Below are 17,745 nucleotides of genomic sequence, written 5' to 3' on the forward strand. Positions count from 1 at the left end.
GCTTTATGACTAATCACACCACGCGCCCGTTGCTGGGCTGCATCGCCGACGATTTCACCGGCGCCACCGACCTGGCCAACATGCTGGTGCGCGGCGGTATGCGCACGGTGCAGAGCATTGGCATCCCCAGCCGCGAAGTCGCGGACGGGCTGGATGCGGACGCCATCGTCATCGCCCTCAAGTCGCGTACCACGCCGGTCGCAGAGGCTGTCGAGGAATCCCTGGCCGCGCTGGACTGGCTGCGCGAGCAGGGCTGCGAACAGATTTTTTTCAAGTATTGCTCCACATTCGACTCCACTGCCGCCGGCAATATCGGCCAGGTCAGCGAGGCCTTGCTCAAGGCGCTGGGCAGTGATTTTACCCTGGCCTGCCCGGCGTTCCCGGAAAACGGCCGGACGATTTTCCGTGGCCACCTGTTTGTGCAGGACCAGCTGCTCAATGAGTCGGGCATGCAACATCACCCGCTGACGCCCATGGGCGACGCGAATCTGGTGCGCGTGCTGCAGAGCCAGACGCAACTGCCGGTCGGGCTGCTGCGGTACGACAGCATCGCCGCGGGCGTCGAGGCGACCCGTAAAAAAATCGCCGAACTGCGCGAGCAAGGCGTGGGCATTGCCATCGCCGATGCGCTGTCCGATCAAGACCTCTACACCCTCGGCAGCGCCTGCGCCGACTTGCCTTTGCTCACGGGTGGCTCGGGCCTGGCCTTGGGTTTGCCAGGCAATTTCCGCCGTGCCGGTAAGCTGCGCGACTTCGATGCGGCGACGCTGCCGACTATCAGCGGTGGCGAGGTGGTGCTCGCCGGCAGTGCTTCGGTGGCGACCCTCGGCCAGGTTGCGGCCTGGTTAGAGGCGGGTCGCCCGGCGTTGCGCATTGATCCGTTGGCCCTGGCTGCCGGTGAGCCGGTGGTGGCGCAGGCCCTGGCGTTTGCCCGCGACAGTGCACACACCGTATTGATCTACGCCACCAGCACCCCGGCTGAGGTCAAGGCGGTGCAGCAACAGCTGGGTGTCGAACGCGCTGGCGCCCTGGTGGAGAACGCCTTGGGCGAGATCGCCTCGGGCTTGCGCGAGCAAGGCGTGCGGCGTTTCGTGATCGCCGGCGGCGAAACCTCTGGCGCGGTGGTCAAGGCCCTCGGCGTCAACCTATTGCAGATTGGTGCGCAGATCGACCCTGGTGTGCCGGCCACCGTCAGCAGTTCCGCCGAGCCCCTGGCACTGGCGCTCAAATCCGGCAACTTCGGTGGCCGTGAGTTCTTCGCCAAAGCCCTCGCGCAGTTGGCCGGAGGTGCCCAGTGACTGGCATCGACGAACAGGCCCTGCGCGAAGAAATCTGCGATGTCGGCCACAGCCTGTATCAACGTGGCTACACCGTCGGCAGCGCCGGCAATATCAGTGCGCGCCTCGACGATGGCTGGCTGATCACCCCCACCGATGCCTGCCTCGGGCGCCTCGTGCCAGGTGCTATTGCCAAGGTCAACCTGAAAGGCGAGTGGGTGTCCGGGGACAAACCTTCGAAGACCTTGGCCCTGCATCGCCAGGTGTATGACCGCAACCCCTCGGTGGGCGGTGTGGTGCACACCCACTCCACCCACCTGGTTGCGCTGACCCTGGCAGGCGTGTGGAGTGCGGAGGATATCTTGCCGCCGCTCACGCCTTACCAGGTGATGAAGGTCGGTCACATTCCCTTGATCGGCTATCAGCGTCCGGGTTCGCCCAACGTCGCCGAGCAAGTCGCGCAACTGGCCAACCGCGTGCGTGGGGTGATGCTTGAACGCCTCGGTCCGGTGGTCTGGGAAAGCTCGGTGGCCAAGGCCAGCTACGCGCTGGAAGAGTTGGAAGAAACCGCACGGCTGTGGTTGATGAGCAACCCTCGGCCGGCGCCGCTGGATCAGGCGGCACTGGATGAATTGCGCGAGACCTTCGGCGCGCACTGGTAACCCGCAAGACGACACGGCAAGTGCTGCCCGAGTGCCTGGTTTGACGCTCGACGGACCCGGCTTGCCTGAAAAACAATAACAACAGGACATTCTTGAATGAGCCCACTGATTTTGATGTTGACCGCTGGCGCGGGTATCGCGCTGCTGCTGTTTCTGGTCCTCAGGTACAAATTCCAGCCGTTTGTCGCGTTGATGCTGGTGAGTATCGTGGTGGCGCTGGTGGCCGGGGTGAAACCGGCTGACCTGGTGGCGACGATCGAGGGCGGCATGGGCAAGACCCTTGGCCATATCGCGATCATCATTGCCCTGGGCGCGATGATCGGGCGGATCATCGAGCTGTCCGGCGGTGCCGAGGCCCTGGCCAAGTCGCTGATCGAGCGCTTCGGCAACAGCCGTACGCCGCTGGCGCTGACCATCGCCGGGTTCATCATCGGCGTGCCGGTGTTCTTTGAAGTCGGGGTGATCATCCTGATGCCGTTGGCCTATGGCGTGGCACGCCGGGCGCGCAAGCCGCTGCTGGTGTTCGCCTTGCCGATGTGTGCGGCGCTGCTCACCGTGCATGCCTTCCTGCCGCCCCATCCAGGCGCCGTGGCCGCCGCCAGCCAACTGGGCGCCGACCTGGGCCGGGTGCTGATGTTCGGCCTGCCGATCACCGCGTTGCTGTGCTACATCGGTTACCGCGTGGCGGGGCGCATGACCCGACGCTTCTATCCGATGACCGACGATATCCGTGCCGAAGTCTATGGCCCTCACGTGACCAATGAAGACCTGCGGGCCTGGACCAACGGCAATCACCAGGCGGTGCAACAGAGCGCTGTGGCCGAGTCCCCTATGGGCCTGGAAGAGTCCACCAGCGCCATCGCCGCCAAGCTGCCGGCGGCGCCTGCGCCCGGTTTTGGCCTGATTGTCAGCCTGATCCTGCTGCCGATTGTGCTGATTTTGCTGGGCACCCTGGCCACGTCGCTGCTGCCGGTCGACTCGACCCTGCGTGGGGTGATGACCGTACTCGGCGCGCCGCTGGTGGCGCTGCTGATCGACACCTTGCTGTGTGCCTGGCTGCTCGGCTCGCGCCGTGGCTGGAGCCGCAGCCAGGTCTCTGACGTGATCGGCTCGGCGTTGCCGGGCGTGGCGATGGTGATCCTGATCGCCGGCGCCGGTGGTGTGTTCGGCAAGGTGCTGGTGGACACCGGCATCGGCGCGGTAGTCTCCGACATGCTGCGCACCACCGGCCTGCCGGTACTGGCCCTGGGCTTTTTGTTGACCATGCTGCTGCGCGCGGTGCAGGGTTCGACCACCGTGGCCCTGGTGACCACGGCGGGGATCATCAGCCCGCTGATCGTGACCCTCAACCTTACGCCCAACCACCTGGCGCTGCTGTGCCTGGCCATGGGCGGTGGCGGGCTGGCGATGTCGCATATCAACGACGCCGGCTACTGGATCTTCACCAAGCTCGCCGGGCTCAACGTGGCCGACGGTCTGCGCACGTGGACGGTGATCACCACCTTGCTCGGCACCTTGGGTTTCTTGATTACCCTGCTGATCTGGCCTTTTGTCTGACTCTTGGGAGCTTTTATGCCTCGTTTTGCTGCCAACCTGAGCATGCTGTACCCGCAACATGATTTTCTCGAGCGCTTCGCGGCGGCGAAGGCCGATGGTTTCGACGCGGTGGAATACCTGTTCCCCTACGACTACAGCGCCGAGGCACTCAAGCAACGCCTGAGTGACAACGGCCTGGTCCAGGCCCTGTTCAATGCACCACCGGGCGATTGGGCGGCGGGGGAGCGCGGCATCGCCACGCTGCCGGGGCGTGAGGCGGAGTTTCGCAGTGGCTTCGACCGCGCGTTGGAATACGCCGCCGTGCTCGGCAACGACCGCGTGCACGTCATGGCCGGCCTGCTGCCCTCGGAAAGCCTGCGCCAGCGCCACCAGGCCGTGTACCTGGAAAACCTCGCCTACGCCAGCGCGGCGGCGGCCAAGGTCGGCGTCACCGTGTTGCTGGAACCGATCAACACCCGCGACATGCCGGGGTTTTTCCTCAATCGCCAGGCCCAGGCCCAGGCCATCTGCCGGGAGGTCGGCGCGCGCAACCTCAAGGTGCAGTTCGACTGCTACCACTGCCAGATCGTCGAAGGCGACTTGGCCACCAAACTGCGCCGCGACTTCGATGGCATTGGCCATATCCAGATTGCCGGGGTACCGGACCGTCACGAGCCAGACCTGGGCGAGCTGAACTATGGGTTCCTGTTCGAACTGATGGACCAGTTGGGCTACGACGGCTGGATCGGCTGCGAATACCGGCCAAAGGCCGATACCTCGGCCGGCCTGCAGTGGTTGCGCGACTGGAAAGCGGCTCGGTAGTCGACGAGCCTCTGTGTTGGTTAGGTTCAAATGTGGGAGGGGCGGTGCGACGATTCGACTTGCCCCCGATAGCGGTGTGTCAGCCAACACAACTACCAACCATGCCGCCGCCATCGAAGCCTCGCTAAAGCTCGACATCTCCCACAGGGGACCAGCGGTGACCAACTTCCCACCTGCCAACCTCAATCAAATGTGGGAGGGGGCTTGCCCCCGATAGCTGTGTGTCAGCCAACACATCTGCCAACCCTGCCGCCGCTATCGAAGCCTAGCTAAAGCTCGACATCACCCACAAAGGAAGGGGATCAGGCCGGCAACGGATCACCCGGCAGCATCAATTCAATCCCGCGCTTGCGGATGCCATCTGCCGCTGCCGGGGCCAGGGCGTCGTCGCTGATGATCACGTCGAACGGTTCCAGCCCGGCGATGCGGTACATGCTGAAGGTGCCGTATTTGGAGCTGCTCGCCACCAACACCACCTGGGACGCCGATTGCATCGCCACTTGCTTGACCTCGACTTTCAGCGCCGAGGGGGTGGTGATGCCTCGGTGCAGATCCCAGGAGCTGGTGGAGACAAAGGCGATGTCCGTGACCACCTGGCGCAGGGTCGCCACGGCCAGCCCGCCGACGGAAGAATGGTTGTCATGGTCCAGTTGGCCGCCGGTGTGGATCACCGTGACCTGCGTCGCATCCATCAGGGCCTGCACGATCCCGAAGTCGTTGGTGACCACCGTCATCCCCGACAGCGCCTTGATATACGGGACGATCTCCAGGGTGCTGGTGCCGGCATCCAGGTACACCGTCATGTCCGCGTGCAGCAACCGTGCGGCCAGTCGTGCCATGGCCTGCTTTTGCGGCAACTCCACCACGGCTTTGGATTGATGGCTGGGTTCGCTGTGCATCTGGCTGGCGATCCTGACCCCACCGGTGACGGAGTACGCCCGGCCTTCCTGCTCCAGCAGGGCGATATCGCGGCGCACGGTCATGTGCGAGCAGTCGAACATCTCCATCAACTGGTGCACGCTCATCACCTGATGCTTGCGCAACTGTCGCAGGATCTGTTCGCGACGCTGCTCGGGAATCATCGGGGTGCTGCTGTCGGTGGCCGTGTCCTTCGGGTTGGGCATTAAGGCTCCGCAGTGGTTGGGTAAGAGGCGGGGAGTGCGTGGCTATAGTAGCCAATACACGCCCCCGCCGGCGACCCCGGTGTGACAGCGGTCAGAACTTGAACCGCCCCACCAACCCCTTGAGCTGACCGGAAATATCCGTCAACCGTCCTGATCCGGTCTGCGCCGAGTGGGCAAAGCCTTCGACCAGTTGCGCATCGGCATGGATCTGCGCGATGTGCCGGTTGATCTCTTCGGCCACCTGGTGCTGTTCTTCGGCCGCTGTGGCGATCTGGGTGTTCTGGTCGCGGATCGAGTCCACCGAGCCTTGGATCTTGTCGAAGCTGTCGCGGGCCTGCTGGATGCGTTCCACGCTGGTGTGGGACACGAGCAGGCTGCCTTGCATCTGCTGGGTGACTTCCTGGGTGCGGCGGGCGAGGTTGCCCAGCAGGCTGTCGATTTCACCGGTGGAGTCGGCTGTGCGGCGTGCCAGGGCGCGGACTTCGTCGGCGACCACGGCAAAACCGCGGCCCTGGTCACCGGCGCGCGCGGCTTCAATCGCGGCGTTGAGCGCCAGCAGGTTGGTCTGTTCGGCGATCGAGCGGATGGTGTCGAGGATGGTGTTGATGTTCTGGCTGTCCTGCTCCAGCAACTGCATGGTCTGGGTCGACTTTTGCAGGTCTTCGCTGAGCTTGAGCACGCTGCCGGTGGCTTCGCCGATGTGCTGCTGGCCATTGTGCACGTCGCGGTAGCCTTCGTCGGCACTCGCGGCGGCGGCGCTGCAGGAACGCGCGACCTCGTTGGCGGTGGCCACCATTTCGTTGAACGCGGTGCTTACCAGCTCCACGGCTTCGCGCTGGCGGCCGGCGGCCTGGTTCATGTTATTGGCGACTTCGCTGGTGTCGGCGGCGGCGGTCTGCAGGTCGGAAGAGGCGTTACCGATGCGCTGCACCAGTTGCGCGATCATGCTCAGGAACTGGTTGAACCAGCCCGCCAGGCTGGCGGTTTCATCCTTGCCTTGCACCTTGAGTTGGCGCGTCAGGTCGCCTTCGCCTTCGGCAATCTCCTGCAGGCCGTCGGCCACCCCGCGAATCGGGCGCACGATCACGCTGGCAAAGCTGGCGCCGACAATCGCGAACACCACGGCCAGGACGGCGGCAATCGCGGCGATCAACCAGGTGAGGCTGGTGGCGCCGGCCATGACTTCATCGCGTTTGATCAGGCCGATAAAGCGCCAGCCCAGATCCTTGGAGCTGACCACGTTGGCCATGTAGGCCACGCCGTTGATGTCGACCTGGGTCACGCCGTCGCCGCGCTTGGCCAGTTCGGCGTAGTTGGGGCCCAGGTCGGCCATCGGCTTGAAGTTGTGCTTGGCGTCGCTGGGGTCCACCAGCACGTTGCCGTTGGCTTCCACCAGCATCAGGTAGCCGCTGTCGCCCAGCTTGATGTTGCGCACCAGCTCGGTGAGCTGCTTGAGCGACACGTCCAGGCCGACCACGCCAAGGATGTTGCCGGTGGCGTCGGCGACGGTGTGCACGGTGCCGATCAGCACCACGTCGTCCGGTGCCCAGTAATACGCGCCGGTGCGCACGGTGGCGCCTGGGGCGGCGATGGCGGCCTTGTACCAGGGGCGTACGCGTGGGTCGTAGTTGTTCAGTTTGGTGTCGTCAGGCCAGCTGGCATAACCGCCGTCGGCGAGGCCCAAGGACAAGTAGGCGGTGCTTGGGTGGCTCTTGGCGAACTGATCGAAAATCGCCAGCAGGTCTTTGTTGGTCTGGGTCAGGGGGATTTGCGCGGCGTCGGCGCCGGCGTAGCTCTTGAGGTCCTTGGCCGCGACAACGCGCGGGTCCTTGGCGACGAAGTCGACGTTCTGGCTGATGCCATCGAAAAACTGCTTCATGCCGTTGTCGATCTGACGGATCTCGCGACCGCTGCTGTCGAGGAAATTGGCCAGGGCCCCCTCGCGCAAGTTCAGCACAACCATAACGGCCACCAGGATGACTGGCAGGCACGCGATAGCGGCAAACGCCCAGGTCAACTTTTGCTTGATATTCATGACTTCACCCGCGGGTATTTATATTTTTGGCAAGGAGAAAACAGTGGCGTCGAGCGTCGCATGTGTTGTTTTGAGGGGATGTGGCCCATGCGTACTCCCTTTGTATCGACTGCGGGAGCACGCACTTTAGGCCGAAGGGCGTGTTTATCCGATGCGCTCGCCACCCAGCGCATCACGCTGCATCGATTGCAGGTTTTTCTCGATGGTTTCGCAGATGGCTTCCATCTGGATCTGGTGTTCGCTGGAGCGGAACGGGCTTTGCAGGTCGGTGCCGATGCGTTCGATGGCCAGCAACATAAAGCCCACCACGGTGGACGCCAGCGGGGTGAACCAGCCCAGGGATTCCACCAGGCCCACGGGCACGATCAGGCAGAACAGCGAGATAAACAGGCGTGGGAAATACACGTAGGGGTAGGGTAGTGGCGTGTTGGCGATCCGCTCCATGCCGCCCTGGGCATTGGACAAATCCACCAGGGTCGATTCCAGCCGTGCCAGGCGAATGCTGTCCAGGTGCCCGGTCTTGTATTCCCTGGCCAGCAACGCCGCCGAGCCGGTGAGGATGTCATTGGCGAAATTATTGGTGGCGCCGTTGCGGGCGAATTCCTCGGCGGGGATAAAGGCGCGTACTTCATCAGGGCACGGCTCGCCCTTGAGGTGCGCAGCCAGGCAATTCACGTAGGCCACGTGGCGGCGCAGCAGGGTGGCCTTGACCGGGTTCACTTCGCCGTCGGGGTCGTCCAGCAGGGTCAATACCTGCCGCGCGAAGCTGCGTGAATTGTTGACCATCGCGCCCCACAGCGTGCGGGCCTCCCACCAGCGGTTATAGGCGCTGCTGTTACGAAAGCTGATGAGCACGATCAGTGCCGAGCCCAGCAGGGTGAGGGGCATCAGCGGCAAATTGATCTTGGCGGTGAGGAACAGCATGAAGTCCACGGTGACGGCGACGTCCCACAGCAACAGCCAGAACAGTGACCAGCCCACATAGCCCATGGTCTTGATGATCAGGCGGTACTTTTTGATGATGGCGGCTTTCAAACGACAACCTCGCGGCGAACGGTAGGCAACAGTGCCTTAGCTCGGACGCCGGCTTGCGGGGAAGGTTCGCCGCGGCGACTGAAACGGTTAAGCCGCCTGGGTTTTTTGGAACAATTTTGGTAACGACGATGTCCCCTGAGCTAATCACGCTAGATTGCGCTCAAGGCAAAACGCCATTACCGGTGCTGCAATTGAGATCAGTGAATCCAAGTTGTTTGATCAGGGCTCTTTCTCATGTGCAGTGGTTCGTTGAAGCTGGCGATTGAACAGTCGGCGCGGGCGTTTGAGCGCCATATGGATTTTGACGGGTGTATTCGTACCCATTATTCGGCTCTGCTGGAGTGCTATTCAAAAAGACCGTTTTTCTACAAGACGGCGCTGAAATTCAGTCGCTTGATGGTGTCCTTTACGTTATTGAGCACGTATTTCACCAAGCCGGTCCCCTTGCTGTCCGAGGTGAAAGCGTTTTGTGTGGCGCGCGGGTTCTGTTCGCGAAACAGCCTGGAGTCGATCTTCCTGCTGTTCAGGGCACTGGGGTTCATGACGGTGTCGAGGCATCCGGACGACAGCCGTCTGCGGCTGTTCAGCCCATCGTCCCAAGCCTGCGCGGAGATCCGGCCGATGCTCACGTCCATGGTCGAGCCGCTGGGCGTGATGTGCCCCGAACCCGCGGTGTGCGCCTCAATGGCCGGGTTGGATGATCGCGCCTATCTGGCCCGGTATTTCAAAGGGTTTTCGGTGCTTCTCTGCCGTAACCTGAGCATTGACCTGTTGATACCGGATTGTTATTGGCTGGTAAAACGCGATGCCGGGCATATGTTGATGCTGGCGATCTATAACGATGCGTGTACGCGGGATAACCAGGGCGCAAGTTTCAGGTCATCGTCCTATCTTTCCATCGCTGAGCAACTTTCGGTGTCCAAGACCCACGTCATTCGTCTGGTGCAAGAGGGGGCCGAGCGGGGCTATTTCAAGATTCATTCCAAGACGCAGCTTGAAGTCCTGCCACCTTTTGTCGTGCTGGTAAGACGGTTCATGGCCTATTCGTTTGCGATTTGCCTGCACAGTCTTCAACTGAGTCATGCCGATGACACACCGGCCACCCATGCACAGGGAGTGACGGGATGCCGGCAAATGTGAAACTCAGGCCACGAATGCAGAGGCTGTTGTCGCCTGCCATCGCCCAGGCCGAACTGATCGGGATTTTCGCCTGGCTGGCGGTGTTGCTGGTGGATCGTGGGGGGATGTTCGGCTGGCCGGTGGTGCTGGTCACGCTGGGGCTGTGCGTGGTGTATGGGGTTCACCGGGTGGTGACGCATTATGTGCTGTGGCGGGCGCTGGGCGGGTTCTACATGGTGCTGCTGTCCGCAGGTTTTGCCTATGTGGTGCACACCCGCCCCGCGTTGCAGGTGTTCGCCTTGCCGCTGGCCGTGACCTTGGTGATGAGCAGCGCAATCCTGTTTATCGTGGTCCAGGATTTTCTGGTCTGCGCCGCCCTGGTCTGGTTACTGACGTGGCCCAACATTCAGCTGAGCCTTTATGACGGGGTCGACACCTATGTGTTTATTTTTTGTGCGGCGTCGGTGTCGATCGGCTTTATCTTGAATGTCTACTACCTGAAAAACCTGCGCTCCGTGTTACTGGTCGAGAGTGAGTTTCGGGAATTGGCCGAGACGGATTACTTGACCTCCATCCTGAACCGGCGCGCCTTTATGGAGGGCTTCGCCAAACTGATTGCGGCCGGTGATACCGGTTACTTCATGATGTTGGATATCGACAGTTTCAAATTGAAGAATGACCAGTTCGGCCATGATGTCGGCGACCGGATTCTCTGCGCCATGGCCGCGTGCCTGAAATCCACCCCCGGCAGCCACAGTTTCGGCAGGATTGGCGGCGAGGAATTCGGCGTGCTGCTGCTGGTCGATGACCCCGATCTCGCCACCGATTACGCGCTGCGCCTGCTGCAAGCGATCCGCTGCAGTGTCGCGCCGCCCCATCACTACACCTGCAGTGCGGGCATGACGCGCTTTACGACCGGGGCCGATATGTCGGCGGTCCTCAAGCGTGCCGACCGCAATCTCTACGCCTCCAAGGGCAATGGCAAAGACCGCGTATATTTGGATGGCGCGCCGGTGTTTCACCGTTCGATGTCCACCCCGGAGGCCCTATGAAAGTTGGCGTGATTTCCGACACCCACGGCCTGCTGCGCCCTGAGGCTGTCGCTGCCTTGCAGGGATGCGGGCAGATCATCCATGCCGGTGATATCGGCAGCCCTGAGATTCTTCAGCAATTGGCACAGATCGCGCCCCTGCACGTGGTGCGTGGCAACAATGACCAGGACGCGCCGTGGGCAGAGCAGGTGCCCGATCATCTGATGCTGGAGGTGGACGGATGGCGGACGCTGGTGGTGCATGATATCGCCGACGTACCCGCCTTACTCGACACGTCTACTCGGCTGGTGATCACCGGCCATTCGCACAAGCCCCTGATCGAATGGCGGGGCGCAACACTGTACGTAAACCCCGGCAGTGCAGGGCGGCGGCGCTTCAAGTTGCCGGTGACGTTGGCGGTGCTGGACGTGCGGGACATGACGATCGAGTCGCGGCTGATCGCGCTGCTGGACTGATCCGGCTTTTATCGTTGCGTCAGGATGCTCTGCAACAATCCCGGAAACCGTTCCTCAAGCACCTCGCCGCGCAATGAATTCATATGGGTGGTGCCCACGCTGCGGGTGTGGACCAGGCCGGCATCGCGCAGGACCCGGAAGTGGTGGGACATGCTGGACTTGGGGCGCCCGCCGTCCAGTTCGCCGCAGCTGGCCTCGGGCACGCCGGCCAGGCAGCGGACAATCTCCAGGCGCACCGGATCACTCAGCGCGTACAACAGGCGCTCGAGGGTCAGGTCTTCCGGGGTGGGGTGTTTAAAGGCTCGCATGAAACGAATCATAACAGGGGGCTATCATCGAATACCATAGTTCGATTACCATCGAACTATCGAATCATCCACTCGCTCCCGGAGTTCTCAATGCCCGCTTTGTTCGAACCGTTCACACTCAAAGACGTCACCCTGCGCAATCGCATCGCCATCCCGCCGATGTGCCAATACATGGCCGATGACGGCATCGTCAACGACTGGCACCTCGTGCACCTGGCCAGCATGGCCCGGGGCGGCGCCGGTTTGCTGGTGGTCGAGGCCACCGCTGTAGCACCTGAGGGACGTATCACCCCAGGTTGCGCCGGTCTCTGGAGCGACGCCCACGCCCAGGCGTTCGTACCCATGGTCAAGGCCATCAAGGCCGCCGGTTCGGTGCCCGGCATCCAGATCGGCCACGCCGGTCGCAAAGCCAGCGCCAACCGCCCGTGGGAAGGGGACGACCATATGCCTGCCTCCGATGTACGCAGTTGGGAAACCATCGCGCCGTCGGCCATCGCCTTCGGTGCCAACCTGCCGCAAGTGCCACGGGCCATGACCCTGGACGACATCGCTCGGGTCAAGCAGGACTTCGTCGACGCCGCCCGCCGTGCCCGTGACGCCGGCTTCGAATGGATCGAACTGCACTTCGCCCATGGCTACCTGGGCCAGAGCTTCTTCTCCGAGCATTCCAACCAGCGCACCGACGCCTACGGTGGCAGCTTCGACAACCGCAGCCGTTTCCTCCTGGAAACCCTCGCTGCCGTGCGCGAGGTCTGGCCGGAAAACCTGCCGCTGACCGCGCGTTTTGGTGTAATCGAATACGACGGCCGTGACGAACAGACCCTGACCGAATCCATCGAACTGGCCCGCAACTTCAAGGCCGGCGGCCTGGACCTGCTGAGCGTCAGCGTCGGTTTCACCATCCCCGACACCAATATCCCGTGGGGCCCGGCCTTCATGGGCCCGATCGCCGAGCGCGTGCGCCGCGAAGCCGGCATCCCGGTGACCTCAGCCTGGGGCTTTGGCACGCCGCAACTGGCGGAAGGTGCGTTGCAGGCGGGGCACCTGGACCTGGTCTCGGTCGGTCGTGCGCACCTGGCTGACCCGCATTGGGCGTACTTTGCGGCCAAGGAGCTGGGCGTGGAAAAATCCTCCTGGACCTTGCCGGCGCCTTACGCCCATTGGCTGGAGCGCTATCGCTGATCGGATCCATTTCTAAAGTTGTATAAAAATCCAAATGTGGGAGGGGGCTTGCCCCCGATAGCGGTAGACCAGTCGATGTTGCTGTGACTGATACACCGATATCGGGGGCAAGCCCCCTCCCACGTTTGGCTCGCGTCCAATTTCCTACAGATCGATACAAAGCTGTTACCTGAAAAATAGTGAATGAGAATAGATGTCAAACGCGAATGGATTGATATACCATTCCCGCGTTTTTTGGCAGGTTTGCCGCCCCATCTGGCTCATTCACTAGGTTCAACATCCATGCGTCGTACCCTGATTTCCCTCTGCGTGCTTCAGGCGTTTTCCCCGTTTACCTGGGCCGAGGTTGTCCCTGCCGACAAGGCCAGTCTTGAGCTGCAAGCCACCAATGTCACTGGCGAGGCGGACTACGAGACGGCGCAAGGGCCGGTCAAGGGCTACCACGCCACACGTTCGGCGAGTGCGACGCGCACCGACACCTCGATTCATGAAACCCCGCAGTCCATCAGCGTCGTGTCCAAGGATGTGGTCGAAGACATCGGCGCCACCCGTTTGCAGGATGCCCTGGACTACGCCGGTGGCGTCGGTCGTGCCAACAACTTCGGCGGCCAGGGGCTCACCACCTTCACCGTACGTGGCTTCACCACCGGCGAGTTCTACCGCAACGGTTTCCCGATCAACCGCGGCTACCCGAACATGCCCGACGCCAACACCATCGAACGCCTCGAAGTGCTGCGCGGCCCGGCAACCATGCTGTATGGCCGTGGCGATCCCGGCGGCACCTTCAACGTGGTGTCCAAGCAACCGCTGGCCGAGCCGACCGTGACCCTCGGCAGCCAACTGGATGACCAGGGCATGCAGCGCGCCACCCTCGACGCTTCCGGCCCGCTGGACGAACAAGGTCGCCTGGCCTATCGCCTGAACGTGGTGGGCGAGGGCGGTGACACCTTCCGTGACCATGTCGAGACCGAACGCTATGGCGTGACCCCGGTGATCACCTGGCAGGCCAGCGATGACACCAAGGTGATCTTCGAAGGCGACTTCATGCGCAACAACCACCCGCTGGACCGTGGCCTGACGCGCTACCCCAATCAAAAAGGCACCGCCTCGCGTGACACTTTCTGGGGTGAAAAAGACGCCGGCAAACTGCACAACGACAACAGCATGGCCCAGCTGCGTTTCGAGCACCTGCTCAATGACAGCTGGACCCTGGGCGGTGGTTTCCAATGGCTGGACGGCACCTTGCAAGGCAATGCCATTGAAGCCAACGGCCTGGCCGCCGACGGTCGCACCCTGGGCCGCAACTTCAACTACCGCAAACTGGAGTGGACCGACAAGGACACTCAGCTCAACCTCACCGGGCATTTCTCCACCGGTGGTTTCGACCACACCTTGCTCACCGGCGTCGAATTCGAAGACTACGACTACAAGTCGATCATCCAGCGCTCCAGCGGCGCAGTGGGTGCTTATGCAATCGATATCTTCAACCCGGTCTACGGCCAGGCGCGCCCGAACCTCACGCGTACGCCGACCCACGACAAGGAAAACCTCAAGACCTACGCGGCCTTCGTGCAGGATCAGGTGGCCCTGACCGAGCGCCTTAAAGTGCTCGCCGGCGCACGCTTCGAGCGTTTTGAACACGACTACCACACCTACGTGCCGGGCGGTAAAAGCTGGGAAGCCAGCGACAACGCGGTCACCCCACGCGTGGGCGTGATCTACGACCTCACCGACACCGTCGCGGTCTACGCCGACGCCGCGCGTTCGTTCAAGCCCAACACCGGCGCCAGTCGCCAGGGCGGTGGTTTTGAGCCGGAGAAAGGCAAATCCTACGAGATGGGCATCAAGTGGGAAGCCCTGGACCGTCAACTCAGCGTCGACGCCGCGATCTACCAGATCGAGAAGAAAAACGTGCTCACCACCGACCCTCTCGACTCCACCTTCAGCGTCGCCGCCGGCCAGGTGCGCAGCCGTGGTTTCGACCTGAACGTGGCGGGCAATATCACCCCCGAGTGGCGTGTGATCGGTGGCTATGCCTACGTGGACGCCGAAGTGACCAAGGACAACACCCTGCGCAGCGGCACGCGCTTGCTGAACATTCCGCGCAACAGCTTCAGCCTGCTCAACGTCTACGAGTTCCAGGACGGCGCCCTCAAGGGCCTGGGCCTCGGCGCGGGTAGCAAGTATGTGGATGAACGGGCCGGGCAGACCTCCAACAACGCCTTCTCGATGGACGCCTACACCGTGGTCGACCTGCTCAGCTACTACAAGGTCAACGACAAGGTGCGGCTGAACCTGGACGTGAAAAACCTGTTTAATCGAGAGTATGAAGAAGGTGCGTTCGGCAATGTGTACGCCTACCCAGGTGAACCGCGCACGGTGCAGGTAGGGATCGCCTACACCCTCTAACGGCCTGCACAGTGCCAGTGTGGGAGCGGGCTTGCTGTGGTGAGCGGGCTTGCCCCGCGTTGGGGCGCGAAGCGGCCCTAAAACCCGCGACCCGGTTCAGCCTGAAAGAATGCAGTGACTGTATTGGGGCTGCTTCGCAGCCCAACGCGGGGCAAGCCCGCTCACCACAGCAAGCCCCCTCCCACATTTGACTACGTTTACATTACAACGGCGTCAGCACATTCATCACCGTATCCAACGCCACCCGCGTGTCATCCAGCTGCACCAGCGACGCATGCCGCGCGCCGAGGGCGTCGCGGTTCTGGATCGCGGTGAGGATCGCCTTGTGCCGGGGCAGGCTCAGGCCCTGGATGTCCGGGCGGCGGTTGGTGATGTTGATCGACTCGCGCAGCGGCAACGACAGCATGTTGCACATATAGGCGAGCAGGTCGTTACGGGTGGCATCGGCAATGGCGCGGTGGAAGTCCAGGTCGGCCTGCAACAGCTGTTCGTGGGTCTGCGCGGTTTCCATGCCCTGGTAGGCTTTTTCGATGGTGGCGATGTCTTCATCGGTGGCGGTGGTCGCGGCCATGGCGGCGATCTCCGGCTCGAGGATGCGCCGCACACCGGCCAGGGTATTGAAGAATTCACTGTGGGGCGTGGACTGCATCAACCAGGACAATACGTCCGGGTCGAGCAGGTGCCATTTCAAGCGCGGCCGCACTACTGCACCCACCCGTGGCTTGGAATACACCAGGCCCTTGGCGCTGAGCACCCGGGTCGCCTCGCGCAATACCGAACGGCTGACCTTGTACTCCTCGCACAGCGTGGCCTCCATGGGCAGCCGTTCTTCGGGCTTGAAGCGACCTGAAACGATGTGCATGCCCAAGTCCTGAACGATCTGGGCATGCATGCTCTTGCGCGGCTTGGACGGCTGGTGATCCATAACGACAGGGATGCTCCGACTTAAATTCGCGGCATCATAGCATCCCAATTAGTGGGAATGCCGGGGGACTTCAGCCCCACGGCAACCCACCAGGAAGTCAAAGTCGCAACCCTGGTCGGCCTGCAGCACATGGTCGATATACAGCTGGCGGTAGCCGCCGACGATCAGGTTCTGCGGCGGTTTCAGGTCGGCCATGCGCGCCGCCAGCTCTGCGTCGGGGATGTCCAGGTGCAGGCGACCGTTGGCGCAGTCGAGTTCGATCCAGTCACCTTCCTTCACCGTGGCCAACGGTCCGCCGGCCGCGGCTTCCGGCGCCACATGCAAGACCACGGTGCCGTAGGCGGTGCCGCTCATGCGCGCATCGGAGATCCGCACCATATCGGTCACGCCCTGGGCCAGCAGCTTGGCCGGCAAGCCCATGTTGCCGACTTCCGCCATGCCTGGGTAACCCTTGGGCCCGCAGTTTTTCATGACCAGGATCGAGTTGGCGTCCACGTCCAGTTCCGGATCGTTGATGCGCGCCTTGTACATGTCGAAGTTTTCGAACACCACCGCACGCCCGCGATGCTGCATCAGCTCGGCGCTGGCGGCCGACGGCTTGAGCACCGCGCCGAGTGGCGCCAGGTTGCCGCGCAACACGCAAATGCCACCGTCGGCGCGGATCGGGTTGTCGAGGGTGCGGATCACTTCGTCCTGGCCGTAGATCGGCGAGTCCTTGGTGTTCTCGCCGAGGGTCTTGCCGTTGACGGTCAAGGCGTTCGGGTGCGGAATCAGGTTGGCTTCACCAAGACGACGCAGCACGGCGGGCAGGCCACCGGCATAGTAGAACTCTTCCATCAGGAAGCGCCCGGACGGTTGCAGGTCGACGATGGTCGGCATGCCGCGACCGATGCGGGTCCAGTCGTCCAGGTCGAGCTCGACACCGATGCGCCCGGCGATGGCTTTCAAATGGATCACGGCGTTGGTCGAACCACCGATGGCGGCGTTCACGCGGATGGCGTTTTCAAACGCTTCCTTGGTGAGGATCTTCGACAGCTTCAAGTCTTCGCGCACCATCTCCACCGCACGCATGCCGGACATATGGGCCAACACATAACGCCGCGCATCCACCGCCGGGATCGCCGCGTTGTGGGGCAGGGACGTGCCCAGTGCCTCGGCCATGCAGGCCATGGTCGATGCAGTACCCATGGTGTTGCAGGTGCCCGCCGAACGCGACATGCCGCCTTCGGCCGCGAGGAAATCATCCAGGGTAATGGTGCCGGCCTTGACCTGTTCGCTGAGCTGCCACACCACGGTGCCCGAGCCGATGTCCTGGCCCTTGTGCTTGCCGTTGAGCATCGGCCCACCGGTGACCACGATGGCCGGCACGTCGCAACTGGCGGCGCCCATCAGCAGGGCCGGGGTGGTCTTGTCGCAGCCGGTCAGCAGCACCACACCGTCAATCGGGTTGCCGCGAATGGCTTCCTCCACGTCCATGCTCGCCAGGTTGCGGGTGAGCATGGCGGTGGGGCGCAGGTTGGATTCGCCGTTGGAGAACACCGGGAATTCCACCGGGAAGCCACCGGCCTCGATCACGCCACGTTTGACGTGCTCGGCGATCTGGCGGAAATGCGCGTTGCACGGGGTCAGCTCCGACCAGGTATTGCAGATGCCGATGATCGGCTTGCCATGGAACTGATGGTCGGCGATGCCCTGGTTCTTCATCCAGCTGCGGTACATGAAGCCGTTTTTGTCGGCGGTACCAAACCACTGGGCGGAGCGTAGGCCGGGCTTTTTATCAGACATGATCGATTCTCTTATTGTA

14 protein-coding genes and 2 pseudogenes are annotated in these 17,745 nt (G+C 62.6%); 9 read left to right on the forward strand and 7 right to left on the reverse strand.

Annotation, left to right across the window (positions count from 1 at the left end; genetic code table 11):
• Positions 1-5: 5 nt before the first annotated feature.
• The 4 genes from otnK to otnI all read left to right on the forward strand — a co-directional run bounded on the left by otnK (position 6) and on the right by otnI (position 4,297).
• Positions 6-1,298: a 3-oxo-tetronate kinase gene (otnK, locus tag FX984_RS30595; RefSeq protein ID WP_092359092.1), complete on the forward strand. Its 1,293-nt coding sequence runs from the start codon at positions 6-8 to the stop codon at positions 1,296-1,298.
• On the forward strand, positions 1,295-1,939 hold the full coding sequence (gene otnC / locus FX984_RS30600; protein WP_092359090.1) for a 3-oxo-tetronate 4-phosphate decarboxylase: 645 nt from the start codon (positions 1,295-1,297) through the stop codon (positions 1,937-1,939). Before otnK ends, otnC begins: the two co-directional genes overlap by 4 nt.
• 96 nt (positions 1,940-2,035) lie before the next feature.
• Entirely contained in the window at positions 2,036-3,496 is a 1,461-nt protein-coding gene (locus FX984_RS30605; protein WP_092359088.1) for a GntT/GntP/DsdX family permease, read from the forward strand.
• A gap of 15 nt (positions 3,497-3,511) precedes the next feature.
• Positions 3,512-4,297, forward strand: coding sequence for a 2-oxo-tetronate isomerase (gene otnI, locus FX984_RS30610; protein ID WP_092359086.1), 786 nt, complete (start codon positions 3,512-3,514; stop codon positions 4,295-4,297).
• 302 nt (positions 4,298-4,599) lie between these two features.
• On the opposite strand, the gene FX984_RS30615 is transcribed toward otnI, so the two are convergent.
• The 4 genes and pseudogenes from FX984_RS30615 to FX984_RS30625 form a co-directional block, all read right to left on the reverse strand.
• On the reverse strand, positions 4,600-5,421 hold the full coding sequence (locus FX984_RS30615; protein ID WP_092359084.1) for a DeoR/GlpR family DNA-binding transcription regulator: 822 nt from the start codon (positions 5,419-5,421) through the stop codon (positions 4,600-4,602).
• Positions 5,422-5,512: 91 nt separating this feature from the next.
• Positions 5,513-6,028: pseudogene (locus FX984_RS33335) on the reverse strand (methyl-accepting chemotaxis protein); the annotation flags it as partial.
• Positions 6,029-6,376: 348 nt separating this feature from the next.
• Positions 6,377-7,456, reverse strand: a pseudogene (locus FX984_RS33340) (HAMP domain-containing protein); the annotation flags it as partial.
• 144 nt (positions 7,457-7,600) lie between these two features.
• Positions 7,601-8,491 carry a bestrophin family protein gene (locus FX984_RS30625; protein ID WP_027603608.1) on the reverse strand — a complete coding sequence of 297 codons (891 nt, stop codon included), beginning with the start codon at positions 8,489-8,491 and terminating at the stop codon, positions 7,601-7,603.
• 249 nt (positions 8,492-8,740) lie between these two features.
• Between FX984_RS30625 and FX984_RS30630 the strand changes: the two genes are divergently transcribed.
• Genes FX984_RS30630 through FX984_RS30640 form a run of 3 tightly spaced genes read left to right on the forward strand, consistent with a single transcriptional unit; the run spans position 8,741 to position 11,117 of the window.
• Entirely contained in the window at positions 8,741-9,631 is an 891-nt protein-coding gene (locus FX984_RS30630) for a hypothetical protein (protein WP_223841678.1), read from the forward strand.
• Positions 9,616-10,662 carry a GGDEF domain-containing protein gene (locus FX984_RS30635; protein ID WP_027603610.1) on the forward strand — a complete coding sequence of 349 codons (1,047 nt, stop codon included), beginning with the start codon at positions 9,616-9,618 and terminating at the stop codon, positions 10,660-10,662. The genes FX984_RS30630 and FX984_RS30635 overlap by 16 nt, the downstream gene beginning before the upstream one ends.
• A complete protein-coding gene (locus tag FX984_RS30640; protein WP_027603611.1) occupies positions 10,659-11,117 on the forward strand; it encodes a metallophosphoesterase family protein in 459 nt (152 codons plus the stop codon). Before FX984_RS30635 ends, FX984_RS30640 begins: the two co-directional genes overlap by 4 nt.
• Positions 11,118-11,125: 8 nt before the next feature.
• Here FX984_RS30640 and FX984_RS30645 read toward each other — a convergent pair whose 3' ends face one another.
• The gene (locus FX984_RS30645; protein ID WP_027603612.1) at positions 11,126-11,437 is read right to left on the reverse strand and encodes an ArsR/SmtB family transcription factor; all 312 of its coding nucleotides are present in this window, start codon (positions 11,435-11,437) and stop codon (positions 11,126-11,128) included.
• Positions 11,438-11,515: 78 nt separating this feature from the next.
• On the opposite strand from FX984_RS30645, the gene FX984_RS30650 reads away from it, so the two are divergent.
• On the forward strand, positions 11,516-12,607 hold the full coding sequence (locus FX984_RS30650) for an NADH:flavin oxidoreductase/NADH oxidase (protein ID WP_108574608.1): 1,092 nt from the start codon (positions 11,516-11,518) through the stop codon (positions 12,605-12,607).
• Between the two features lie 282 nt (positions 12,608-12,889).
• On the forward strand, positions 12,890-15,016 hold the full coding sequence (locus FX984_RS30655) for a TonB-dependent siderophore receptor (protein WP_146477609.1): 2,127 nt from the start codon (positions 12,890-12,892) through the stop codon (positions 15,014-15,016).
• A gap of 202 nt (positions 15,017-15,218) precedes the next feature.
• Here FX984_RS30655 and FX984_RS30660 read toward each other — a convergent pair whose 3' ends face one another.
• Together FX984_RS30660 and FX984_RS30665 are read right to left on the reverse strand one after the other, a co-directional pair.
• Positions 15,219-15,941: a FadR/GntR family transcriptional regulator gene (locus FX984_RS30660; RefSeq protein ID WP_027603617.1), complete on the reverse strand. Its 723-nt coding sequence runs from the start codon at positions 15,939-15,941 to the stop codon at positions 15,219-15,221.
• Between the two features lie 48 nt (positions 15,942-15,989).
• Positions 15,990-17,726 carry an IlvD/Edd family dehydratase gene (locus tag FX984_RS30665; protein ID WP_027603618.1) on the reverse strand — a complete coding sequence of 579 codons (1,737 nt, stop codon included), beginning with the start codon at positions 17,724-17,726 and terminating at the stop codon, positions 15,990-15,992.
• Between the last annotated feature and the right edge of the window lie 19 nt (positions 17,727-17,745).

Origin of the sequence: Pseudomonas marginalis, from assembly GCF_008692035.1 — a bacterium.
GTDB lineage: Bacteria > Pseudomonadota > Gammaproteobacteria > Pseudomonadales > Pseudomonadaceae > Aquipseudomonas > Aquipseudomonas marginalis.